Annotated in this window: 23 protein-coding genes; 13 read left to right on the top strand and 10 right to left on the bottom strand. The window is 40.9% G+C overall.

Features of this window, described 5'->3' with window-relative positions:
• Positions 1 to 4: 4 nt before the first annotated feature.
• Positions 5 to 586 (bottom strand): TetR/AcrR family transcriptional regulator, encoded by a 582-nt coding sequence (locus G7Y32_RS05520; RefSeq protein WP_165211755.1) that lies wholly within the window; start codon positions 584 to 586, stop codon positions 5 to 7.
• A 136-nt stretch (positions 587 to 722) separates the two neighbouring features.
• Here G7Y32_RS05520 and G7Y32_RS05515 point away from each other — a divergent pair, with 136 nt between their 5' ends.
• On the top strand, positions 723 to 1,346 hold the full coding sequence (locus tag G7Y32_RS05515; protein ID WP_165211752.1) for an NAD(P)H-dependent oxidoreductase: 624 nt from the start codon (positions 723 to 725) through the stop codon (positions 1,344 to 1,346).
• Between the two features lie 71 nt (positions 1,347 to 1,417).
• On the opposite strand, the gene G7Y32_RS05510 is transcribed toward G7Y32_RS05515, so the two are convergent.
• The gene (locus G7Y32_RS05510) at positions 1,418 to 1,768 is read right to left on the bottom strand and encodes a nuclear transport factor 2 family protein (RefSeq protein ID WP_165211749.1); all 351 of its coding nucleotides are present in this window, start codon (positions 1,766 to 1,768) and stop codon (positions 1,418 to 1,420) included.
• A 90-nt stretch (positions 1,769 to 1,858) separates the two neighbouring features.
• On the opposite strand from G7Y32_RS05510, the gene G7Y32_RS05505 reads away from it, so the two are divergent.
• A complete protein-coding gene (locus G7Y32_RS05505) occupies positions 1,859 to 2,161 on the top strand; it encodes an ArsR/SmtB family transcription factor (RefSeq protein WP_165211746.1) in 303 nt (100 codons plus the stop codon).
• A gap of 290 nt (positions 2,162 to 2,451) precedes the next feature.
• Here G7Y32_RS05505 and G7Y32_RS05500 read toward each other — a convergent pair whose 3' ends face one another.
• Both G7Y32_RS05500 and G7Y32_RS05495 read right to left on the bottom strand, forming a co-directional pair.
• On the bottom strand, positions 2,452 to 2,796 hold the full coding sequence (locus tag G7Y32_RS05500; RefSeq protein ID WP_165211743.1) for a nuclear transport factor 2-like protein: 345 nt from the start codon (positions 2,794 to 2,796) through the stop codon (positions 2,452 to 2,454).
• 36 nt (positions 2,797 to 2,832) lie between these two features.
• Positions 2,833 to 3,795 (bottom strand): quinone oxidoreductase family protein, encoded by a 963-nt coding sequence (locus G7Y32_RS05495; RefSeq protein WP_165211740.1) that lies wholly within the window; start codon positions 3,793 to 3,795, stop codon positions 2,833 to 2,835.
• A 135-nt stretch (positions 3,796 to 3,930) separates the two neighbouring features.
• Between G7Y32_RS05495 and G7Y32_RS05490 the strand changes: the two genes are divergently transcribed.
• The 7 genes from G7Y32_RS05490 (at position 3,931) to G7Y32_RS05460 (ending at position 7,861) form a co-directional block, all read left to right on the top strand.
• Complete coding sequence (locus G7Y32_RS05490; protein WP_165211737.1) at positions 3,931 to 4,281, top strand: winged helix-turn-helix transcriptional regulator; 351 nt, start codon at positions 3,931 to 3,933, stop codon at positions 4,279 to 4,281.
• A gap of 342 nt (positions 4,282 to 4,623) precedes the next feature.
• Entirely contained in the window at positions 4,624 to 5,223 is a 600-nt protein-coding gene (locus G7Y32_RS05485) for an MBL fold metallo-hydrolase (RefSeq protein WP_241154211.1), read from the top strand.
• Positions 5,205 to 5,801, top strand: coding sequence for a TetR/AcrR family transcriptional regulator (locus tag G7Y32_RS05480; protein ID WP_165211734.1), 597 nt, complete (start codon positions 5,205 to 5,207; stop codon positions 5,799 to 5,801). Before G7Y32_RS05485 ends, G7Y32_RS05480 begins: the two co-directional genes overlap by 19 nt.
• 8 nt (positions 5,802 to 5,809) lie before the next feature.
• Positions 5,810 to 6,271, top strand: a complete 462-nt coding sequence (locus G7Y32_RS05475) for a cysteine hydrolase family protein (protein ID WP_165211801.1) — start codon at positions 5,810 to 5,812, stop codon at positions 6,269 to 6,271.
• Positions 6,272 to 6,287: 16 nt separating this feature from the next.
• Entirely contained in the window at positions 6,288 to 6,614 is a 327-nt protein-coding gene (locus tag G7Y32_RS05470; RefSeq protein WP_165211731.1) for a DUF2568 domain-containing protein, read from the top strand.
• Between the two features lie 49 nt (positions 6,615 to 6,663).
• Positions 6,664 to 7,161: a YbhB/YbcL family Raf kinase inhibitor-like protein gene (locus G7Y32_RS05465; RefSeq protein WP_165211728.1), complete on the top strand. Its 498-nt coding sequence runs from the start codon at positions 6,664 to 6,666 to the stop codon at positions 7,159 to 7,161.
• A gap of 43 nt (positions 7,162 to 7,204) precedes the next feature.
• Positions 7,205 to 7,861 carry a DUF1803 domain-containing protein gene (locus G7Y32_RS05460; protein ID WP_165211725.1) on the top strand — a complete coding sequence of 219 codons (657 nt, stop codon included), beginning with the start codon at positions 7,205 to 7,207 and terminating at the stop codon, positions 7,859 to 7,861.
• Positions 7,862 to 8,003: 142 nt separating this feature from the next.
• Here G7Y32_RS05460 and G7Y32_RS05455 read toward each other — a convergent pair whose 3' ends face one another.
• From G7Y32_RS05455 to G7Y32_RS05430, 6 genes are all read right to left on the bottom strand, one after another.
• Positions 8,004 to 8,654 (bottom strand): metal-dependent transcriptional regulator, encoded by a 651-nt coding sequence (locus tag G7Y32_RS05455; RefSeq protein WP_165211722.1) that lies wholly within the window; start codon positions 8,652 to 8,654, stop codon positions 8,004 to 8,006.
• A gap of 456 nt (positions 8,655 to 9,110) precedes the next feature.
• Complete coding sequence (locus G7Y32_RS05450) at positions 9,111 to 10,112, bottom strand: FecCD family ABC transporter permease (RefSeq protein WP_165211798.1); 1,002 nt, start codon at positions 10,110 to 10,112, stop codon at positions 9,111 to 9,113.
• Positions 10,112 to 11,284, bottom strand: coding sequence for a FecCD family ABC transporter permease (locus G7Y32_RS05445; RefSeq protein ID WP_241154210.1), 1,173 nt, complete (start codon positions 11,282 to 11,284; stop codon positions 10,112 to 10,114). Before G7Y32_RS05445 ends, G7Y32_RS05450 begins: the two co-directional genes overlap by 1 nt.
• Before the next feature lie 12 nt (positions 11,285 to 11,296).
• On the bottom strand, positions 11,297 to 12,226 hold the full coding sequence (locus G7Y32_RS05440; RefSeq protein WP_165211719.1) for an ABC transporter substrate-binding protein: 930 nt from the start codon (positions 12,224 to 12,226) through the stop codon (positions 11,297 to 11,299).
• 22 nt (positions 12,227 to 12,248) lie between these two features.
• Complete coding sequence (locus G7Y32_RS05435) at positions 12,249 to 13,034, bottom strand: ABC transporter ATP-binding protein (protein WP_165211716.1); 786 nt, start codon at positions 13,032 to 13,034, stop codon at positions 12,249 to 12,251.
• Between the two features lie 270 nt (positions 13,035 to 13,304).
• A complete protein-coding gene (locus tag G7Y32_RS05430) occupies positions 13,305 to 14,768 on the bottom strand; it encodes a UDP-N-acetylmuramoyl-L-alanyl-D-glutamate--L-lysine ligase (protein ID WP_165211713.1) in 1,464 nt (487 codons plus the stop codon).
• 93 nt (positions 14,769 to 14,861) lie between these two features.
• Here G7Y32_RS05430 and G7Y32_RS05425 point away from each other — a divergent pair, with 93 nt between their 5' ends.
• The 4 genes from G7Y32_RS05425 to G7Y32_RS05410 all read left to right on the top strand — a co-directional run bounded on the left by G7Y32_RS05425 (position 14,862) and on the right by G7Y32_RS05410 (position 21,252).
• Complete coding sequence (locus tag G7Y32_RS05425; protein WP_165211711.1) at positions 14,862 to 16,490, top strand: putative polysaccharide biosynthesis protein; 1,629 nt, start codon at positions 14,862 to 14,864, stop codon at positions 16,488 to 16,490.
• 1,232 nt (positions 16,491 to 17,722) lie between these two features.
• A complete protein-coding gene (locus G7Y32_RS10385; RefSeq protein WP_241154209.1) occupies positions 17,723 to 18,616 on the top strand; it encodes an ATP-binding cassette domain-containing protein in 894 nt (297 codons plus the stop codon).
• A 314-nt stretch (positions 18,617 to 18,930) separates the two neighbouring features.
• The gene (locus tag G7Y32_RS05415; protein ID WP_165211708.1) at positions 18,931 to 20,025 is read left to right on the top strand and encodes a cystathionine gamma-synthase; all 1,095 of its coding nucleotides are present in this window, start codon (positions 18,931 to 18,933) and stop codon (positions 20,023 to 20,025) included.
• A 72-nt stretch (positions 20,026 to 20,097) separates the two neighbouring features.
• Positions 20,098 to 21,252 carry a MalY/PatB family protein gene (locus G7Y32_RS05410; protein WP_165211705.1) on the top strand — a complete coding sequence of 385 codons (1,155 nt, stop codon included), beginning with the start codon at positions 20,098 to 20,100 and terminating at the stop codon, positions 21,250 to 21,252.
• Positions 21,253 to 21,285 lie beyond the last annotated feature (33 nt).

Raw genomic sequence — 21,285 nt, 5'->3', positions numbered from 1 at the left:
TGAGTTAAATTCTACTGTTTGAGCCCTCTATAATATCCAGAAAGGCCTTATGCATACGGTAAGTAAAATCTGTTAGGTCTTGGCTAGGTCCATGTTCGGTGGTCCACTTCATCAGTGACCGTACAATAGACGCATACAGTTGGGTCAAGAGCTCTAAGGGAAGAGTATAGGACATCCCCTCCCTGAGCAAGAGCTCTTTGATATAGAGCTGGCAGAGCTGATCAAACCGATCTTCAAAACCCTGTTGATTTTCCAAGGGTGTTTTTAGCAGTGCCTTGAGGAGGTCTGTATGCTCTTGATAAAACTGGTAAATATCTTCTAGAAAATACTTTAGCCCTTTATTATCAAGGTTTTCTCCGTACTTGGCAGCGAATTTTTCCTGAAGCGGCTCTAAAGTCTTTGTAATCAGCTGTTCCAATAGGTCATACTTATCTAAATAGTGGCTGTAAAAAGTAGAGCGGCTGACTAAGGCTTTTCGACAAATGTCTTGAACAGTTAAGCTATAAAACCCTTTTTCCAGAATTAGAGTGACAAGTGCGGACTCGATGTCCCTTTTGGTTTTGAGAATGCGGATGTCTTGCGTCATATAATTTTCCCCTGTTCGTTGCTTATCAAACATTTTTCGGATATAATGTACGATTTCCTACAAATTATAGGAAAGTATCACTTGCCTGTCAACCCTGTTCCCCCTTATACTAGTGATGTTGATAAGGAGAAATCATATGAATATTTTAGTGATCAATGGACATCCGGATAAAGAAAGTTTTAGTCAGGCTATCTATGAAACAGTAGTGGCAAATCTAGATTTTGCCCAACATCAGGTGGAAACTTTAGAGCTTAGCCACCTGTACTTTGATCCTGTTTTACGCTATGGTTATCGCAAGCGCATGCCAGAGGATAAGTTCATCTTACAATCGCAAGAACTTATTCAGTGGGCCGATCATTTTATCTTTATTTATCCGATTTGGTGGAGCGGCATGCCTAGTTTAATGAAGGGCTGGATTGATCGTACCTTTACTCCGGGTGTTGCCTATTCATCTAATACTGAGGGGAATTTCATCTGGAACTACCTGCGTGGACGGCAATTTCGTAAACTTTTAAAAGGAAGAACGGCAGATATTATTGCAACCTCCATGGCCCCCAGCTGGTGGTATAAACTCTTTTCTGGCTGGATCAGTGTGCCAGATAGTTATGGCCTAGCAGCATTAAAAAGTGCTGTTCTCAATCATTGTGGTATTAAAACGCGCCGCTTAATGGTGCTGGGCAATATGGGGCGTGAAGCTTGTACAGAAGCAAAACGAAAAGCTTTTTTGAACAAAGTAGGTGTAGCTGTCAAAAAGCTGTAGGGAATATAAAAATTAACAGTGTTTGAAATTCAGTGATTTCAGACGCTTTTAAAGTGGTTCTGGTTTTTGTATTAATGGTTGCCTATAACTTTGAGATGGGTAATCTGGCTGCTTACTACTTTTGCAATGTCTTTACCTGTCAGAGTGAAATAATCGCCTGATTTTCTGCGACAGACAACACCCCAATTGGCTCGCAACCAACCATCATCTTGCTTCTCAATATCCCATAAGTGCTTAGTTGCTAGATTTCGACTGAAAAAACGCCTGAAGAAGTCTTCAATCTCTGCACTGCCTCTATAGATGTGACCATCATTGGCTTCAAGAACAGCGTCTTGGGTAAATAATGCGCAGAGTTCCTGAAGGCTGTTTTCATTTTGAACAGCCAGATCAGATAGTTCAAAGTAGCGGTTTAATATGTTCATGCAATAACCTCCTCTTTAATAATTCGATACAATTTGAACAATTGTATTATAGAACTTTTTTTGATAGAATGCAAAGAAAGGAGTGATAAGGTGAAAAATTTATCCCATCCTGCAACAGCAGATATTAAACTAGAGCAAATTCTTTATGCTTTGAGTGAGCCCATTCGTTTAGCCATTTTTCGAGAATTATATAAATCTAACAAGGAAAGAAACTGCAGCTACTTTTCGGATTTGGGAAAAAAGAATAATTTGTCCCATCATTATAAAATGTTGAGAGAAAATGGCTTAATTAGAGTTCGTATAGAAGGACGTCAGCGCTTTATCTCTTTGAGATTAGATGAATTGAACGAAAGATTTCCAGGACTGCTAGAGAGCATTTATGAAAGTCTATAAAAAATATGAGGAGCCGGATTGATCGCACTTTCACTCCGAGTATCGTTTATTCTTCTAATTACGTTAAAAAACGTCAGCGCTTGTTAAAAGATATTAGAAAATGCGTACAAAAGTTATAGTTTGAGAATCGTCATAAAAATCTGGAACAGTACAGAAAGCCTCTTTTTTGTTTCGCTTGAAAGAATCAATATAATATCATGTGTGCTAATAAAACTCCGCTATCTTTGCATTGAGATTAGCGGAGCTTTTAATTGCCTGAAAGAGCTTCTGACCAAAAGACTTTACTAATACTAATGGCTAATAATTTGTAAATAAATAATCTTACCGTCCTTTATTTCTACTAAATGCCTTCCTGTCTGTGCAGAATAAGTTCCTGCTATGCTGCGGCAAATAAGAGCCCAGTTAGTTTTGAACCCCGTACTGGTTTTTTGAATATCCCATAAATGTCTGACAGTTGGATTTGTATCGAAAAAATTCTTGAAAAAGGAAATGATAGCTTCTCTGCCAGAATAAGTTTCACCGCCATCTGTTTTAATGACAGCATTGGCAGCAAAAAGATTGCAGAGTTCCCAAAAGCTTTTGGCATCTTCTCCAGCAGAATCTGCTAGCAGAAAATAATGTTCGAGTATTTCCAATTTACTGCCCTCCTAGACTTTATTGTTGATTGCTATTTATGGATGTTTTAATAAAAGTTTGCCATTGATTTTTCCTTCTTCTAAATCCAGTAAAGCCTGAACGGCATTGTCAATAGGAGCAGTAAAAAGTTCTGGCAGTTGAATTTGATTGTTGGCAACTAATTTCAGAGTCCAAATTAAATAATCATGGACAGTTTTGATGTGCTGAGAACAATAACCGCCGAAGTTAAAACCAATCAGGTTGATATTGTTTAGCCAGAGAATATCAGGATCAATATCTGCATGCTCTTCCTGCGAAGCGTTTCCAAGGATGGCTAATGTGCCATGAGTATTTAGCTTTTGGAGATTGTCTTTCCTGTGCTCCCCGCCTACGGGATCTACGATAAGATCAAATTTTTCTTCAGAAGAGTTGAAAAATGTTTCTCGCAGATAAGCAGCATCGTAGCCCAAGTCCATTGCTTTTTGGCGCCTTTCTTCATTACTGACAACTGCAATAACTTTTTTAGCTCCTAAGAGTTTAGCTGTTTGACCAATCTGAGAGCCCAAGCCGCCCGTTGCTCCATAAACGAGAACGCTGCTGCCTGCCTCCAGTCTTACGATTTCTTTTAGAAATACCAGAGCTGTTGTTGTATTGGTTAGAGCTGCTGCAGCTAAATCAAGTCCTAGGCAATCAGGAACTTTAACTACATAATCTTCATGAAGACTAACTAAATCAGAGAATCCGCTTAAAGTATTGATGGTCAAGCCAGCAACTCTGTCTCCAACTTGCAACCCTGTTACTCCCGCACCGAGTTCCATGACAGTTCCTGCAACTTCCAGTCCAGGTATAGCGGGAAGTTCTAGCTGGCCAAACCCTCTAGCGAAGATGACATCAATTAAACCTACTCCTGAATAATTCACCTTAATCAGAACTTCCTTTTCTCTAGGGCTGAGATTTTCAGTTTCCTGATAGACCATTGTTTCCGGACCATTATAATCTATAATTTGCAAGGCTTTCATATACAATACCTCCTGGAAGTAATAATCATCATCATTGATGATTTGCCTAAAGTATAACAGCTGTGTTATGATTAAACAAGTAGGCACATTTTTTGCTTATACTAACAAATAAGTAACTAAAGGGAGCTTGTAAAAATGAGAGATACACCAAATGACTGTCCTTTCGGCTGTACTGTTGAAGTTGCGATGGAAGCGATTGGTGGGCGCTGGAAGGGAGCAATCCTATTCCATCTGGCCGATGAAGGAGTGCTACGCTTTGGTCAATTAAGGAAAAGAATTCCTGGAATTAATCAGCGTATGCTGACGAACCAGCTTCGTAAATTGGAAGAAGTGGGTATTATCAAGAGAACTGTTTTTCCTGTTGTACCTCCTCGTGTAGACTATGAACTTACAGAATTTGGGGACACCTTAAAGCCCCTCCTCTTTCAGCTGAAGAAATGGGGACAGGATTATATCGATTTTCAAATCGCTATGTCAGAAGAGTAGCTGGACAAGTTTTTCTATTATGCTGTCTTGCAGGAGGACTTATTGGTTGATGTTTATTTTAGCCAGTATTTGCGATAGTTTATGATTTAAAAATAATCTAATAATTTTAGAAAGGACGTATAGACGTCTTTTTTTATTTGCAAAAATAGTTTAAAAAGGCTATACTTCCAACAACTAACCACTGGTTAGTTGTTGGAGAATCAACAGTTCATAAGAAAGCAGAAATGATGATGAAACAGACTTTTTACCAAGCGGCAACAAAATATACGGCTAAAAAATATCAGTCCTCATATTTTTAAAGTGACGTTTGACTTATTAATCTTTCCGGTTAGTATCTGGGTTGTGGAGAATAAGGGGGACTGCTTTCTCATTGATACCGGTATGAGCGGTATGGCTCGCTATGTAGTGGAGCACTATCTTAATAGCAATCAAGTTAAAGGACTTTTCCTAATGTATAGGCATTCTGACCATGTGGGTGGTATTCCTCAGCTAAGAGAGCTTTTGCCTGATCTGCCTATGCTTATTGATAATAGGGAATTTCCCTATATTTCAGGCAGGAAGCCTTATCCAAGGCGAGAAAAACCTGAATCATTGACCTTTAATCTAAGCGAATTTACTGCTTTAGACAGTCTGCAGGCAAAAGAGGTATTGAAACAAGCTGGTCTGATTCCTGTCTTTTCACCAGACCATTCACCGGGGCATACCTGCTACTACCATGCAGAAGATGATGTTTTAATTGCAGGAGATTTACTGACAACTAGCCGGTTAGGGCATCTTAAACCGCCTATGAAGGCTTTCACGGCAGACATGCCTCAGGCTCTAAAGACAGCTCATGATCTTTTGCAGACCTATTCACAAACCTTGATCAGTGTCTGTCACGGAGGAGAGGTTGCCAATGCCCTAGAAGAAATGGAGAAGCGTAAATGGTATCAGAAAAAATAAATCAGACTAAGGAGAGTATTCTGGCTGCTGCCCAAAGTTTATTTCAAGAAAAAGACTATCAAAACGTGGGGATACGAGAGATTGCTAAGCGTGCAGGTTGTTCACACACAGCCATTTACCTCTATTTTAAAAATAAGAGTGAAATTCTCTATGAGGTGGCTCATAAGCCCTTAGAAAAGCTGTATCATACCTTATTGGCTCTGGAAGATCAAGACTTGATACCCAGTGTAAAATTATTGAAAGGAAGCCATATCTTCATACAGTTTGGCTTCGACCACTATAATTCTTTTTCCCTGCTTTTTCTGGATGATGGTGAACGTGTGGATCAAGAGCAATTTACCTATCCCATTAGTGAGCTACGGATGAAGAGTTTTCAACTTTTGAAAGAGACTGTTATGAGTTTACTGAGTCCTGATTTGACGCAGGAGCAGGCTATCAATATTGTGCGCGGTGTCTATCTTTTTCTCCAAGGTATGGTAACTAATTATGCAGATGGTCAGACCCGTTACGATGAACGCCTGCGCACTATCGTAACAGACTATTTAACCTACACGATTATCCAGAAAAGGAAGGAATAAAGTAAGTGATAGATTCCTATTTATTAGTTATTGATATGCAAACGGATTATGTTGGAAAGGGAAGATATCGCTCCAATCCTCAATTACTGTCAGCGATTAATGGTAAAATAGCCAGCTATCCTGAAGATCATGTGATTTATATTGTCAATCGTTTCTGGTGGGAGCTGAATAGGAAGCCCAAGGTATTTGCCCAAGGTCTGTCGCTTGTATCAGATCACATATTTGAAAAACAGCGGGCATCTTGCCTCAGCAATACCGCTCTCTTGGCTTTCTTAAAGGAAAGAGAGTCAAGAAAGCTGGAAATTATCGGTGTCGATGGTAATGGCTGTGTTAAAGCGTCTGCTCTAGCAGCAGCTCGTTTCGGGTTCAAAGTAACTTTAGATGTAAAATGTATTGGGGTTACCAATAAGACCAAATTCACAAAAACAAAAGAAAAATTGCTGGCAGCAGGAGTTTCTTTTGCGAACTAGAAAGGAGGCAGGCTTAATGCCCAGTATTATGATTAGCTTTCGTTTTCTGTTAGAAGTGATAACAGTTATGGGCTTACTAGGCGGTATTTTCACTGGAAAACCTTGGGCAGTCAAAATCGGTTTTGCCTTTTTAGGCTTACTAGTGGTGCTAGTCTGGAGCCGTTATGGTGCACCTAAAACACCGCAAGTTCTCAAAGGGGTTCGTAAACTTTTGTTAGAATCTTCTGTTTTTGTTTTGGGGACGATTGGTTTCTGGCAGCTCTATGGTGACAAAGCAGGGCTCCTTTATGCCCTTGCCGCGCTGGCAGATTTGGTGCTTTTATACATCTTAGCTTTGCGTTAAAAATGGTATAATGAAGCTGTTAGAATTTGGGTGTATCAAGGGGGCTGTAATGGAAAAGCTGAAATTTACGTGTCCGACCATTTTAGACGGCGGTGAATTCCCGCTAGAACATACAAGAAAGGGCGACAATGTTTCACCAGAATTTTTATTAAAAAATCTTTCTCCGCAGGCCGAAACCCTAGCAGTTGTCCTAGAAGACTTAAACCATCCGCTGAAAAAAGAATTCACGCATTGGCTGATTTGGAATTTACCCGCTTTAAGCCGTATTCCTGCCAAGATCCCTCAAGGATTTGCAGTGGCAAATCTTCAAGGTGCCAGACAGGGGATCGCCTATGGCTGGCACTGCTACACCGGACCCAATCCACCCTTAGGCCAGACTCATGCCTACCGCTTTACCATCTATGTCTTAGATACAATCTTAGATCTAGGGAAATGGACCAGAAAACATCAGTTATTAAAGGCTATGGAAGGGCATATTTTACAAAAGGGGGAACTGACTGCTAGTTTTGGCAGCCCGAAAAATCTTACATTCTTCCCTGTTGGTTAAGCGATAATAAATAATAAGACTTTATGAACCTAGGAGATTAATCTTGCTGATTGTTTTAAATCCTGATAAATTGACTCGTCAAACTTTTTTTCAAGCCTTGATAAACTACCTGTCACAGCACTCTGATGTTAGTCTGAGGCAAATTAAGCAGGAATTTGGAGGAACTGAGCACTTGGATAGGAAGCTTGAGGATTATATCCAAGCGGGTTATATTGAACGTCGGGAGCGTCGGTATTATTTGAACCTGACTCCGCTTGAAAACATAGGCCAGTTATCTTTAGGTGATAAAGTCATCCTTGATAGGGATAGTTCTGTCTATCAGGAGCTCAAATCCTTAGTATTTAAAACAAGGCTGACCAATACTACTAATGAAGCCATTCTAGTCGAATGGACAGACTTTGAACGAAATACATTGACCTTGTCCAATTATTTTCACAGACTGAGGACCAGTTTCCCTTTATCTCAGGAACAAAGGAAGCTTTATGCAATTTTAGGTGATGTCAATCCTGATTATACCCTTAAATATATGACTAGTTTTCTTCTGAAATTTGCTAATAAGGATTTGGTCAAGCAAAAACGACCAGATATTTTTGTTCAAAGTTTGAATCAACTAGGCTATATAGAAGAAGTAGAGGCGGGAACTTACAGCCTGCAATTGGACTTTGATAGAGAAAAGCTGGTGTTTAAGGCTAAACATTGATAGATTAAAAAAATCCTTGCTCACAATGTAATGCTCCCAAAAGTTAGACAAAAAATCTAACGCATGGGAGCATTACACAAATGGGCAGGGATTTTTCCATTCAGGAGATTCGTAAAAAAGAAAAAGTGAAAGAGAGGGCTAATTACTGTAATGCTTTCACATAAATTTCCTGAGCAATTAGTTTGGGAATAACCAACTCTTTCTCGTTATAATGAATGGTAAAGGTCTGAGCATAGTTATCTATAGCAATCAGTTCAATGCTCTGATTGATGTGGAGCCGATGGTCATCGAGATAGTTTAAGAGCTGAAAGTCATCGCGAGCACGACCAATTCGATAAAAACCAGTCTTGTCAATCTGACTGAGTGGGATTCGATAGCGCTCCTCTAGAATTTCTCCCTTTTTGGGGATACTGCCACCATGAGGGCAGTACTCAGGAAAACCGAGGTTTTCTTCTAAGCGATCAATAAAGATTGTTGAGACCGTATGTTCTAAAACTTCAGCTTCTTGGTGGATCTCGTCAGGCGTGTAGTGGAGATCTCTGACTAAAAACGATTCGATCAAGCGGTGTTTGCGGTAGAGATCAGATACCAATAAGAGCCCCTTATGGCTCAAACGATAACCTAAGTCTTTATCTTTAATGATTAGTTCTTCGCTAATCATTTTTTTGATCATTTCAGAGACAGCCGGTGCAGACACTTTCATCTTTTCGGCAATTTCTTTGTTGGTCATCCTATGATGAATTTGACCGAGTTCATAAATACATTTTAAATAGTCTTCGCGGTTAGGTGTCATAGTTCTCTCACTTTCTTGCTAGTATTATAACAAAATAAAATTCTGGTTGACAAAAGAATCAGGAAAGGGACACTAAAATTCTTATTAGAAGTGCTTAACTATCAAAATAAATAAACTTAGCATTAGCTACTTTGAGCGGTAAGATAAAAAACCAGATTTTAGTAACAAGACTGCTTGTTATATTTGTGTTTGTCAGCCCCTTGCTCTATTCTTATGTTAATAGCTCAAAACAAAAATCGTAGTTATGTTTTTAGGGGTTATGTCCTCCGTTTTAGGTCTGCTATTGGTAGCGTCCTAATTTTACTGTAAGATCAGCCATTGTTCTAACAGCAGCAAGCAATCTCCTCATCAGTTTTCTTTTTACCCAAGCAAAAACCTTCTTATCAGGCGATAGCTAATAAGATGCTTAAACAAAAAAGAGGTCTGACTTTTTTCGTCAGTCCTCTTTAAGTCATTTTAATCAGTTGTTTTTAGCATCAGATAAAGGAAATAAGGTGCTCCGATAATTGAGACAATAATTCCCGTCGGAATGCCTGTTCCAACTAAGAGAAGGCGACCGATAGTATCAGCTGTTATTAGAAGTATCATTCCCACTATGAGAGAAGCAGGTATAATGGTTTGATGTTGCCCTCCCAGTAGTCGGCGAACAATGTGACCAGCTAACAGTCCTATAAAGGTGATATTACCAACTAGGACGACACTTAAGGAGGCCAGAGCTGTTGCCAACCCTAGAGTGATTAAACGTTCCCGTCGGAGATTAAGCCCAAGGGCCAGAGCAGTCTGTTCGTTTAGAGCCATGATATTAAAGGATTTACTGCGACTAAAGGTCAAAAGCCAGATAATCAGTAAAAAGGGAGCAAAGAAGCCAAGAATCGTCCAATCATTGCCTGTAATCTTACCACTGAGCCAGGAGATGATACTGGTCATTTTATTGTCATCAGTTAGGCTGAGAATAGCGACCATAATACCAGAAAGCATGCTGGAGATTCCTACACCTGTGATAATCAAGCGAGTAGGATTGATACTGTGATTCTTTTGCCAAGACATCAGATAAACCAGCAGGATAGCCCCAGCTCCTCCTAGCATAGCAAAAAAGGGCAGGAAGTTGTTTGTTTCTAAGTTACTGTCCGCCGAGAGACTGATCATGATGGTCATGACGAGCCCAGCACCAGCATTAATTCCTAGGATTCCTGAGTCAGCTAGGGCATTTCTGGTCAGTGTTTGTAAAAGGATTCCAGCTAAAGCTAGAGAGCCCCCGCCAAGAAGACAGGCTAGAATTCGAGGAAGACGTATACTAGTGATAATAAAGTTCTCAGCTGGATTCCCTCGCCCTAGTATTAGTTGCCAAAGATTTGTCAGAGAGGAATAACTGTAGCCGACTGAGAGCGATAGATACATGACTAAGGCCAGAAGGCTTAATAAGATGAGAAAGATCTTGAAAGAGGATTTTCTTACCATCATAGGTTACTCCCCCTTCTAATCAGCCAGAGGAAGCAAGGCAGGCCAGCGATACTGACGAGGGCGCTGATAGGAACTTCCATAGGCGGATTGAGAGTCCGGCTGAGCAGGTCTACATAAATCATAAAGGTAGCCCCAGCAAGAGCTGTGAAAGGCAGCAGATACCGATAATCCCGTACAATAAAGACACGGATAAAATGCGGAATAATTAGGCCAATAAAAGCAATGCTGCCAACCAAGGCGACGGCGCCTGCGGATAAGAGGATGACAATTCCCAGTAAAACAAAGCTAACAGTATTAGTTTTTTGACCCAGAGATTTAGACACGGTTTCATTAAGACTTAGAATGGTCAGTTGATGGGCAAATAGCAGAGCTAAGAGGAAACCAGAAATCATGAAGGGGCTAACGATTGCCAGCATTTTCCAGTTAATTTGAGAAAAACCTCCAGCCTGCCAGCCGATAACATTAGTTTCCAGATGAAAGTAGAGGGTGATAGCTTGACCTAGGGCGGAGCAGAGAGTAGCCACCATTGCCCCTGATAAGATTAGACGGATAGGATGGTAACCTTTTCTTGGACGATAAGATAGGCCTAGAACTAGCAGGGCTGCTAGAAGCGACCCCAGCAGGCATAGCAGCAGAATCAGGCTATAGTGGAGACTTCCCCAGCAGGCATAGCCTACAATCAGAGCAAGCCCAGCGCCAGCATTGATCCCCAGAAGCCCTGGGTCTGCAATCGGATTTCGAGTGACTCCCTGCATAATAGCACCAGCTTGCGCCATAGCAGCACCAACTAAGATGGCGGCAAAGAGCCTCGGCAGGCGTAGATCAAAGATGATGTCTTGGCTGGCTGAATTTTGTAAGGGAGCTTTTATAACGTGCAAAAGTTGGTCGTTGCTGTAATTGATAGCGCCAAATCTTAAGGAAAGATAGCAGGCTAGCATGAGTAGGACAAGGATGGTGAAAAAAACGGGTCTAAGCAAAAAATGCTGCCGATCCCGTTTTTTATGAGCTGTCACAGTGATTGGTTGCTTGTGCTTATTCCTTGTTAGACAAGGGAGAAATACCAGTCTAGCAAACTGTGCGAGACTAACCAGAGGATGTCGAGAGCTTAGATTGATATTCCCCTTTTTAGCCCTGCTTTTTTGTTTAAGAAGGGAGCTTTTCTTCTTCATAAGGCGTCCAATCTAATTGGCATTTTTCACAGCCTTAACAAAGGCTGGCAACTGCTTATCCAGTGACATTGGATCAGAGAAATAGAAGAGGGCTTCATCAACTTCTAGAACATGATGGTTTTGGACAGCAGGAATATTTTGCCAGACATCACTCTCCTTGAGGGAAGCTGCTGAATTTTTAGTTGCCTTGCTGACATTGAGGAGAGCATAGTCGCCAATGTAATCGCCAAGAACTTCTTGGGAGACACCAAAATAGCCGGTTTTAAAGACATCATCCCTTACTTTTTGGGGTGCCGAAAATCCAAGAGTGTCGTAAATGAGTTCGCCGCCGCGCCCCCAGTTTTTGCCATAGAGGTAGATGTCTTTATCATAGAAGTCCATAACGGTAAAGGTAGTATCTTTAGGGAGAACAGCATTAAGTTCCTCCTTGGCTTTAGTCGTTTTTGCTTTCCAATTTTTAAGCCAAGCCTTAGCTTTATCTTCTTTATCAAAGACCTTACCAAAATCAGTTAGCATCTGCAGGTAATCGTGTTTGCCGTATTCAATAACCAAAACAGGAGCGATTTCTTTTAATTGCTTGATATTTTTATCGGTTGAAAAGACAATAATTAAATCTGGTTTTTGTGCAGCAATAGCTTCGGTATCTTCGGAAGTCAGCTTTTTAGCATTTTTAAGCTTATCACCAAAGGCAGGACTGTCTTTCTCATTATCGAGCGAATAGCTGGAAACATCGACTCCCAGTTCTAAGAGATAGCCAGTGTAGGAATAAGCAAAGTTGACTACCTTTTTTGGATTTTTGGGAACCTTGCCATAATAGGTGAAGCCTTCGATCTTTGGCATGGAAGATAGAGAGTCTTTCCCAGAATCTTTTTGCTTGTTGCCGCAAGCCACGAGCAACAGAGTAGCTAGCAAGGCTACAAATATTGTCATTATTTTTTTCATACGATTTCTCCTTGAAATCAATCTATTTAATCAGCTGATAAGTCAGCAGTATAGGACGATGAGTAACAGGGTCTTCAGAGAGCTGAGCCTCAATTTTGAAGATTTCCCTTAAAATATCAGGGGTCATCATTTCTTTGACAGAGCCCTGATAAAGAATTCTGCCATCTTTCATAGCAACTAATCTGTCAGAAAAACGGGCAGATAGGTTGAGGTCGTGCAGGACCATAACAATAGTTTTACCAACTCTTTGATTGAGCTCTTGAAGTAATTCTAAAACCTCTAATTGATGATTCATATCAAGATAAGTTGTTGGCTCATCTAGAAAAATAATATCGGTATCTTGGGCCAGAGCCATAGCAATCCAAACCCGTTGGCGTTGACCGCCAGACAGGCTTTCTACATCTAGGTTGGCAAAATCAGTGACCTTAGTGACTTCCATAGCCCAGTGAATGGTATTGCGATCCTCTTGGGTCAGACTGCCCAAATATTTCTGGTGGGGAAAACGTCCATAAGAAATAAAGTCATAGACAGAAATCCCTTTAGTTGCCTCCATTACCTGAGGGAGCAGGGCCAATTTTTTAGCAACTTCTTTGGTTGGTAGACTAGAGATAGCCTGGCCATCCAAATAGATCTGTCCTTTTTTGACAGCTTGGATCCGCGTCAAAGCCTTGAGTAAGGTGGATTTTCCACAGCCGTTAGCCCCAATAATAGTTGTAATTTTTCCTTCAGGAATCTGTAGTGATAAGTTCTCGATGATAGTTAGATCATCGTAGGCTACTTGAATCTGGTCTGCACGAATATGAGTCATTGTAAACCTCCTTTCTATTGTGATATATGAATCTGGGCAAAAGAAATTACCTTTTAGAGCTTAGAATTTCGTTTGCCACTAAAATTTTGAAATACTGCCTACAAAGTCAGTTTCTCTGAATTTTGACAGGATCAGATCTTCAAAATTCTGTTCACATTATAGCATAGGAATTTAAAATTTAGAACTATTTTTTCAAAAAATGAACAAAGCAAAAGCCAAGTCCCCCAAGGGATTTGGCTATTTGTAATGGTTCTTATTTGTAGCTTTTAATTAGAATTTTAATGAGCGATTCAGGTACTTTTTAGCAATAACGATATCACCATCGTAGCTAGCTCGTCTGCCATCAACGATTTGGAAGGCATCCGCCCCCTTACCAGCGATAATAACAGCATCGCTGGATTTTTGGGTTTTTAGCAGAGCCTTTTCAATCGCCTCTTCTCGGTCAACGATGATGTCAACTGGACGGCTGATATGGCTGGCGATTTCCTGACAAATAACTTGAGGATCTTCTTTGTTAGGATCATCAGCTGTCAGGATGACCTCCAAGTCAGGATGCTGATTGATGACCCGACCGAAGTCTGCCCGCCGGCTTTCACCTTTGTTACCAGGAGCCCCAAGGATCAGAATATTTTTACCTGTCTGGTGTTGGGTGACCACTGACAGGAGCTTTTGCAGGCTATCGCCATTGTGGGCATAGTCAACAAAAACCTTAGCACCATTAGCTTGGGTAAGAACTTCCATCCGCCCCGGCACACTGGTCTCAGCAATGCCTTTTTGGATATCGGCTAGACTAGCCCCTAATCGTAAACTCGCTAAACCGGCAGCCAGAGCATTCTCCTGATTGAAATCACCGATCAACTGGATATCGTAATGTCCAGCCAGCTTACCAGTCAGATCAAAATCAAAGGCTTGCCCATTTTTAATCTGGTTAGCAGAGCCTTGCCCATAAAAATCATGGGGTAAATTAGCCACTTGCTCGCGAACGATAGCAAAATGATTCATACCACTATTAACAACGACTGCTCGGCTATTGTCCATAAGCAAGCGCTTGTGATAAAAGTAGTCTTCAAAGGTTGGGTGCTCAATTGGTCCGATATGATCAGGGCTGATATTGAGAAAGACGCCAACATCAAAAGTTAAGCCATAAACTCGCTTGACTAGGAAGGCCTGACTGGACACTTCCATAATCAAATGGCTTCGGCCATTCTTTACTGCTTGAGCCATCATTTGAAAGAGATCGAGACTTTCGGGCGTGGTCAGCTGCGATTTGAAGAAAGTTTCGCCATCCAAGGTGGTATTCATGGTTGAAAGCATGGCAGGTTTATGGCTTTGTTTGAGAATATTGTAGGCAAAGTAAGCCGCTGTAGTCTTGCCCTTGGTTCCTGTAAAAGCTAGAATTTTCAACTTTTTCTGAGGATTACCATGGAAGGCCATGGCAATCAGGCTCATAGCCTGCTTAATATCATTGACAAGGATAGCCGGGATTCCTACCTCATAGTCTGTTTCAGCAACATAGAAGGCTAAACCGTCATCCACAGCTGCTTCTAGGAATTCTCTTTTAAAAGCAGCTCCCTTGGCAAAAAAGAGGGTCGAAGAGCTAACCTTGCGGCTATCGTAGCTGAGTTGGTCAAAAGTCACCTCTTTCCAAGCATAGGCAAAATTCCCTTGGTAACTGATGTCTCGAAAATTTTTATCTTGCTTGAGAATGTCAAGCACCTGTGTCATCTTTATCATGATTACTATTTTAGACGGAAAGTTCCCGTTTTACAAGTCACAGGCAAAAGTTTATAATAGTAGAGCTAATTTAATAAAGTGAAGAAAGAAGATATGGCAGAAAAACAGTTAACACAGAATGAGAAGATGGCCCGCGGGACCTTTTGGGCGACGACCGGAAATACTCTAAGTCGTCTCATGGGGGCCCTCTACATCATCCCTTGGTATGCCTGGATGGGGGAATATGGCAATCAAGCCAATGCCCTCTATGGAATGGGGTATAATATTTATGCTTATTTCCTGCTTTTGTCTACTACAGGAATTAATGTGGCTGTTGCCAAACAGATTGCCAAATATAATGCCATGGGCAAGGAAGACCATTCTATCCACCTGATTAGGAGTTTTCTCAAACTCATGGGGGTGGTCGGTCTAGTCTTCGCCGTTATCATGTATCTGGCTTCACCTCTTTTTGCTGTGATCTCAGGGACTGGTCCAGAATTGGAGCCGGTTATCCATAGTCTCTCGTTGGCTGTCTTAGTGTTTCCAGCCATGAGCGTTATTCGTGGGATTTTTCAGGGTTACAATGATTTCAAACCCTATGCCATGAGTCAGATTTTTGAACAATTAATCCGAGTTATCTGGATGCTTCTGACGGCCTATTTCATCATGCAGCTAGGCTCTGGCGATTACGTTAAGGCTGTCAGTCAGTCAACTCTAGCTGCCTTCATTGGAATGATTGCCAGTATGGCAGTTCTCATCTTTTACCTCAATAAAGCTGGTCTGATCAAGAAAATTTTTGCTAAACAAAGGGAGAAAATCAAAATTGATACCTTAGGGCTTCTTAAAGAGACCTTCAAGGAAGCCATTCCCTTTATCATCACAGGCTCTGCCATCCAGACCTTGCAGTTGATTGACCAAGGCACCTTCAACAACGTCCTTGCCCTCTTCACCAATTATAGCCAAACGGAACGTAATATTCTCTTTAGCTACATGTCTGCCAATCCAAGCAAGATTAATATGATTTTAATTTCGGTCGCCACCTCTATCGGAGGAGTTGGCATTCCTGTCATTACCGAATCTTTTACTAAAAAAAATTGGGAGGAACTGCGTAAAGTTGTGGTCAATAACCTGCAGATGCTCTGGCTTTTTATCCTACCAGCAGTTGTTGGTTCGGTTATTTTAGCCAAGCCAATCTATGTCGTCTTTTACGGCCTGCCAACTAAGACAGCCCATTACCTCTTTGTCTTTGTTATGGCCGAGACAGTTCTGTTGGCCCTCTATTCCCTCATGGCTCCCATGCTGCAGGCTCTCTTCCAAAATCGCAAGGCCATCCAGTATTTTCTCTGGGGAATTTTGGTCAAGGTGCTTTTCCAAATACCAATGATGTATGTCTTTGGCCCGTACGGCCCTTTAGTGGCGACAGCTCTGGCTCTTTGGATTCCTATCGTTTTGATGTATTTCAAGATACAAGAAGTGACCGGTTTTGACCATGCAGAAATTAGGCAGGACGCGCGAACCATTCTCTGGATGACCTTGATTATGGGTGCAGTTGTCGGCCTTGGTTATTTCGGCCTCAGTCAGGTCTACCCTGTCGTCAGTCGTGTCTCCAGCCTGGTTCACGTAGCCGTCTTAGGGGCTCTTGGCGTCTGTGTCTACGGCTACTTTGCCCTCCGTACCCGTCAGATTGACGGTCTCCTTGGTCGCCGTGCAGATGCCCTGCGTCAGAAATTCCATATTGGATAAAAAGTAGCGGCTAGAAGACTTTGTCAACAGTTAATACTAGCGTTGGAATATTTAATAATAGTTAGAAACTGTCAATGCTGGCTAAAGCAATGGCAGTTTTATTTTTTGAAGAGTCTGCCTCACATAGCATGGCTGTAATTACACTGTCATCAAGTTTCAAAGAGGAAACTAACGACTTTGAAACGCAAAATAGAAATATGAATATTAATATTGTTTGCTACCTTAGTTGATGTCAAAATAAACAGTTACACAGTTCCTTTAGAAATTGGTTCAAGTCATTTTGCGATAGAAATGCCACTAGGGCAAGTTTCAAGTTGATTTCTAATAAAAGCTGACAGCTCTGACGTAGACTTTTAAATTTTTTTATAAGTTTCCCACAAGGGATAATCCTTGCAGTTTCCAAACAAGTCTATCCCAAATTTATCAATAAATTAAGGGAGTAGAGCTAGACTGCTCCGTAGAAAACAGTTTCAACCAAGTCCTGCAAAAACATTGGAGGAATTCAAAAAATTAGAAAATGATAGTTAGCTATTTAAAACAGGTTATGTCAGAAATTGGAAGGTCTAGGTATATTTGGGCGATGGTCCTCCTAGTATCTTTTACTCTTGTGAACTGCTTGCAGCCGTATTTTCTATCTAGGATAATTGCTGACGGGTTGCATTATAATTATCTCCTACTTTTTATGGTTTCTCTTTTAATGCCAGCCGCTATAAATTTTATTAAAAATTATTTGGTTCAAGTCATTCGGAAATCCTCTAAAAAGATTCTATTGCTGTTTTTAGCGTTGCGAGGATACGACTACTACGATGATTATAAGTCGTCAACCTTGCAAAGTGTCATCTCAGAAATCTCATTTGTCTGCAGAAATTTAGTCCAGGAAACTTTACTTTCAATAGTATTGGGATCACTGTATTTTTTTATAGTTTCATAATCGGCTGTTACAATGCAAAAATAGGGGTAGCCTACTTGCTTGCCTGTGGTTTGTATATGGTTCTATCAGCACTGCTATCCCGAAAAAATAGCAGTGATATCGCCCTTGCCTTAGACGCGACAGTAGAAGTCAATAAATCCATTGATGATTACGTCAAAAATATTGACACGATTTATTCGTATAAGTCGTTCAAGCATGAATTGACTCTCTTTGATTCTAAATTAAGCGACGAAAAAATACTTATTGGCGGATACAAAATCATATTAATAGCATTTACGCTGTCCAGCAGATACTCCTTATTATGGTGATTGGCTTTATATTTTATTTAGGCATTAGCATTACTAGCTTTAGCCCTAGCCGTCAGCAAAATTTGGAATTTATCCTCATTCTGGTGTATTCTATTTTGAATTTATCTAGTTTTGGCAATGATTTTTTAGGCGGAATTGAATTAAATAATCGCTTGAACGTTGCTCTTGAAAAAATAAATTTTGAAATCCCGCCAAAATCAGCAGCTGACAGGCAAACTTTTTATAAAAAATGTTATGAAAAGAGAGACTTAGTTCTAAAAGATATTTCCTACCATTACCATAAGTCAGGCAGAGAGATTCAATTAATCAATGACTTTAGTTGCCGTTTTAAGAGTGGCGTGTTGAACCTTTTGGAAGGAAGCAATGGTTCTGGAAAAACAACCTTGCTAAAACTGATAGCTGGCTTATTAATTCCGACTGGCGGAGAGATCTTTCAGCCGAAAGGAAGCGCCATTTTATATATTAATCAGGATTCCATGCTATTTAACAGAAGTCTGCTCGATAATATTATATATCCAGAAACTGATATAGCCTCACAGCAGCTTGAAAAAATATTTGCCCTAGCTAAGATGTTAAACATTGACAATCTACTGTCATCTAGTGAGGCTCTCAACAATGAGGTCACGGGCGAAATGGTAAAATCCTTTTTAGGTGGTGAAAAACAAAAGATCCTAATCATAAGGGCCTTGCTATCCAAGTGTAATATCATATTATTTGATGAAATTACAAGTGGCTTGGATACAGCATCGGTACAGGAATTTTATCGTCTCATCCAAAATGAAGCAGCTAATAAAATGATGATTTGTGTCACCCACAGAGAAGAGGAAAAATCTTATTTTAAAAATATAGTATCGCTCAAGTCATCGTCAAACTGGAAGGTAAAATGAATACAAAACTATAAACAGAAGAGTATTAGAGTTAGTGGATATCGTTTCATGGATATGGCCTATTAAAGTTTGGATGACCTAGAAGAGAGGCTCACAGAAGGATTTGATTTTAATAGTCAGGGAATGATCTGCTAGAGAAAGGTTGATAAAATAATAGAGAAGTAAAAGAGATTTGACTGGCCAATGCGATATCTCTGTTTAAGGGCCTTATAATTTTTTCTTATACCTGTTTATCATTAATAAATATGGAATTGGCACCCACTACAGCCAGAAATCATGTTACAATAAAAAGCAAATGTTTAGGAGGCGATTTGATGACACATGATTATAGATTGGCGACCCTTTTGGCCCATGCTGGTATCAATTCTGACAAGGAAACAGGAGCTTTGGCAGCTCCTCTGCATTTTTCAACCACCTACCAGCATCCAGAATTTGGTCAGTCAACAGGATTTGACTATACTAGGACTAAAAACCCAACGAGGGTGACGCTGGAAAAAACTCTAGCAGCCATTGAAAAGGCAGATTATGCTATCGCAACCAGCTCTGGGATGAGTGCCGTTGTTCTGGCATTAGAAATTTTCCCAGTCGGCTCTAAGGTAGTGGCAGCTCGAGATCTTTACGGAGGTTCATTTCGCTGGTTTAATGACCAAGAAAAGCAAGGACGGTTTTCTTTCACCTATACTAATTCTCAAGCAGAGATGCTGGCAGCTATCTCTGACGAGACAGATATTGTCTATATTGAAACACCAACGAACCCGCTCATGATTGAGTTTGATATTAAAACAGTAGCTGAACTGGCCCACCAAAAGGGAGCGGCGGTCATCGTTGACAACACCTTCTACAGTCCGATTTACCAAAATCCCATTGAGCTGGGAGCTGATATCGTGCTCCACTCAGCCACTAAATATCTGGCTGGGCACAATGATGTCCTCGCAGGAGTGGTCATTACCAGTAATCAAGACTATTACGACAAGCTCTTCTATAATCTCAATACAACTGGTCCTAATCTATCGCCCTTTGATAGCTACATGCTCATGCGAGGGCTCAAAACACTCAAGCTCAGGATGGAAGCCTCGACCCAGAATGCCCAAGCTGTTGCTGAATATTTACAGCAGTCGCCAGCAGTTAAAGAAGTTCTTTATACTGGCAAGGGCGGCATGGTTTCCTTCAAGGTTAAAGATCAAACTAAGATTCCAGAAATTATCAATAGTTTGCAAGTCTTTACTTTTGCAGAAAGCCTAGGAGGAGTGGAAAGTCTCATTACCTACCCAACAACCCAGACCCATGCTGACATTCCTGCCGATATTCGAGCTTCCTATGGCTTGACTGATGATCTTTTGCGTCTCTCTATAGGTATTGAGGACAGTCAGGATTTGATTGCAGATCTTAAACAAGCTCTGGGAGCTTGAAGGTTAATAGAATGATAGTTGGTAAACCAAACTAGCCACTATAATATACGATTAGCTCTTGAGGAGAAGACAATGACACAATATGATTTTACTACCTTACCCGATCGTCTCAACAACCATTCTATGAAGTGGAAAGAAGTAGAGAACAATCGCAACCTCCTACCGCTCTGGGTGGCTGATATGGATTTTCTGGCCTTCCCTGAAATGAAGGCGGCCGTTCAGGCCTATGCTGACCGTGGGGTTTACGGTTACCCTTATTTTTCAGACCAAGTTCTGGAGTCTATTCAGACTTGGGAAAGGGAGCAGCATGGCTATAGATTTGATAAAGAGGCCCTGATTCTGATTGAAGGAGTCGTTCCAGCTATTTCGGTAGCAATTCAGGCTTTCACGAAAGAAGAAGACGCGGTCTTGATTAACACCCCAGTCTATCCCCCTTTTGCCCGTTCGGTCAAGCTCAATAACCGACAGTTGGTTGAAAATTCCTTGGTCGAAAGGCATGGCCATTTTGAGATTGATTTCGATCAATTGGAAAAAGATTTGGTGGAAAATCAGGTGAAGCTCTATATTTTCTGCAGTCCCCACAATCCTGGCGGTAGGGTTTGGAGTCCGGAAGAGCTTATTAAAGTAGCCGAACTCTGTCGCAAACACGGTGTCATTCTGGTCTCTGATGAGATTCATCAAGACCTAGCTCTCTTTGGGCACAAGCATCATTCCATCAATACACTGGGCGACTTTAAAGATTTCGCCTTGGTCCTCTCTAGTGCTACCAAGACTTTCAATGTTGCAGGGACTAAAAATAGTTTTGCTATCATTGAAAGTCCTGCCTTGAGAGCGGCCTTCAAAAAGCGTCAGTTGGCTAATAATCAGCATGAGGTACCAACGATTGGTCTAATGACGACTGAAACAGCCTTTCGATATGGCAAACCTTGGCTGACTGAACTCAAAAAAGTTCTGGAAGACAACATCAATCTGGTCTTTGAGACCTTGACGCAAAAGACCCAAATTAAGGTCATGAAGCCAGAAGGAACTTATCTAGTCTGGTTAGACTTCTCAGACTATCACCTATCTGATGAAGAGCTTCATCAAAAGATCAAAGAAGAAGGCAAGCTGATTCTTAATGTTGGTTCCACCTTCGGCAGAGAAGGCATAGGCCATGCTAGATTAAATGTGGCCACTCCTAAAGCCACTCTGCAGGAAGCCTTAAATCGTTTAGTTCAAGTCTTCTAAAAAGGGAATCTTTGTCTTTCGCAGCGGCTGGAA

Origin of the sequence: Streptococcus tangpeifui, from assembly GCF_011038795.1 — a bacterium.
Taxonomy (GTDB): Bacteria; Bacillota; Bacilli; order Lactobacillales; family Streptococcaceae; genus Streptococcus; species Streptococcus tangpeifui.
Note: the sequence above shows the minus strand (reverse complement) of the source record. Positions and strands in the feature narration are given on the sequence as shown.

Coding starts and splice junctions, on each gene's coding strand:
- G7Y32_RS05520 (WP_165211755.1), bottom strand. CDS start 586: ATGACGCAAGACATCCGCATTCTCAAAACCAAAAGGGACATCGAGTCC.
- G7Y32_RS05515 (WP_165211752.1), top strand. CDS start 723: ATGAATATTTTAGTGATCAATGGACATCCGGATAAAGAAAGTTTTAGT.
- G7Y32_RS05510 (WP_165211749.1), bottom strand. CDS start 1,768: ATGAACATATTAAACCGCTACTTTGAACTATCTGATCTGGCTGTTCAA.
- G7Y32_RS05495 (WP_165211740.1), bottom strand. CDS start 3,795: ATGAAAGCCTTGCAAATTATAGATTATAATGGTCCGGAAACAATGGTC.
- G7Y32_RS05490 (WP_165211737.1), top strand. CDS start 3,931: ATGAGAGATACACCAAATGACTGTCCTTTCGGCTGTACTGTTGAAGTT.
- G7Y32_RS05480 (WP_165211734.1), top strand. CDS start 5,205: ATGGTATCAGAAAAAATAAATCAGACTAAGGAGAGTATTCTGGCTGCT.
- G7Y32_RS05470 (WP_165211731.1), top strand. CDS start 6,288: ATGCCCAGTATTATGATTAGCTTTCGTTTTCTGTTAGAAGTGATAACA.
- G7Y32_RS05465 (WP_165211728.1), top strand. CDS start 6,664: ATGGAAAAGCTGAAATTTACGTGTCCGACCATTTTAGACGGCGGTGAA.
- G7Y32_RS05455 (WP_165211722.1), bottom strand. CDS start 8,654: ATGACACCTAACCGCGAAGACTATTTAAAATGTATTTATGAACTCGGT.
- G7Y32_RS05450 (WP_165211798.1), bottom strand. CDS start 10,112: ATGGTAAGAAAATCCTCTTTCAAGATCTTTCTCATCTTATTAAGCCTT.
- G7Y32_RS05445 (WP_241154210.1), bottom strand. CDS start 11,284: ATGAAGAAGAAAAGCTCCCTTCTTAAACAAAAAAGCAGGGCTAAAAAG.
- G7Y32_RS05440 (WP_165211719.1), bottom strand. CDS start 12,226: ATGAAAAAAATAATGACAATATTTGTAGCCTTGCTAGCTACTCTGTTG.
- G7Y32_RS05435 (WP_165211716.1), bottom strand. CDS start 13,034: ATGACTCATATTCGTGCAGACCAGATTCAAGTAGCCTACGATGATCTA.
- G7Y32_RS05430 (WP_165211713.1), bottom strand. CDS start 14,768: ATGATAAAGATGACACAGGTGCTTGACATTCTCAAGCAAGATAAAAAT.
- G7Y32_RS05425 (WP_165211711.1), top strand. CDS start 14,862: ATGGCAGAAAAACAGTTAACACAGAATGAGAAGATGGCCCGCGGGACC.
- G7Y32_RS10385 (WP_241154209.1), top strand. CDS start 17,723: ATGGTGATTGGCTTTATATTTTATTTAGGCATTAGCATTACTAGCTTT.
- G7Y32_RS05415 (WP_165211708.1), top strand. CDS start 18,931: ATGACACATGATTATAGATTGGCGACCCTTTTGGCCCATGCTGGTATC.
- G7Y32_RS05410 (WP_165211705.1), top strand. CDS start 20,098: ATGACACAATATGATTTTACTACCTTACCCGATCGTCTCAACAACCAT.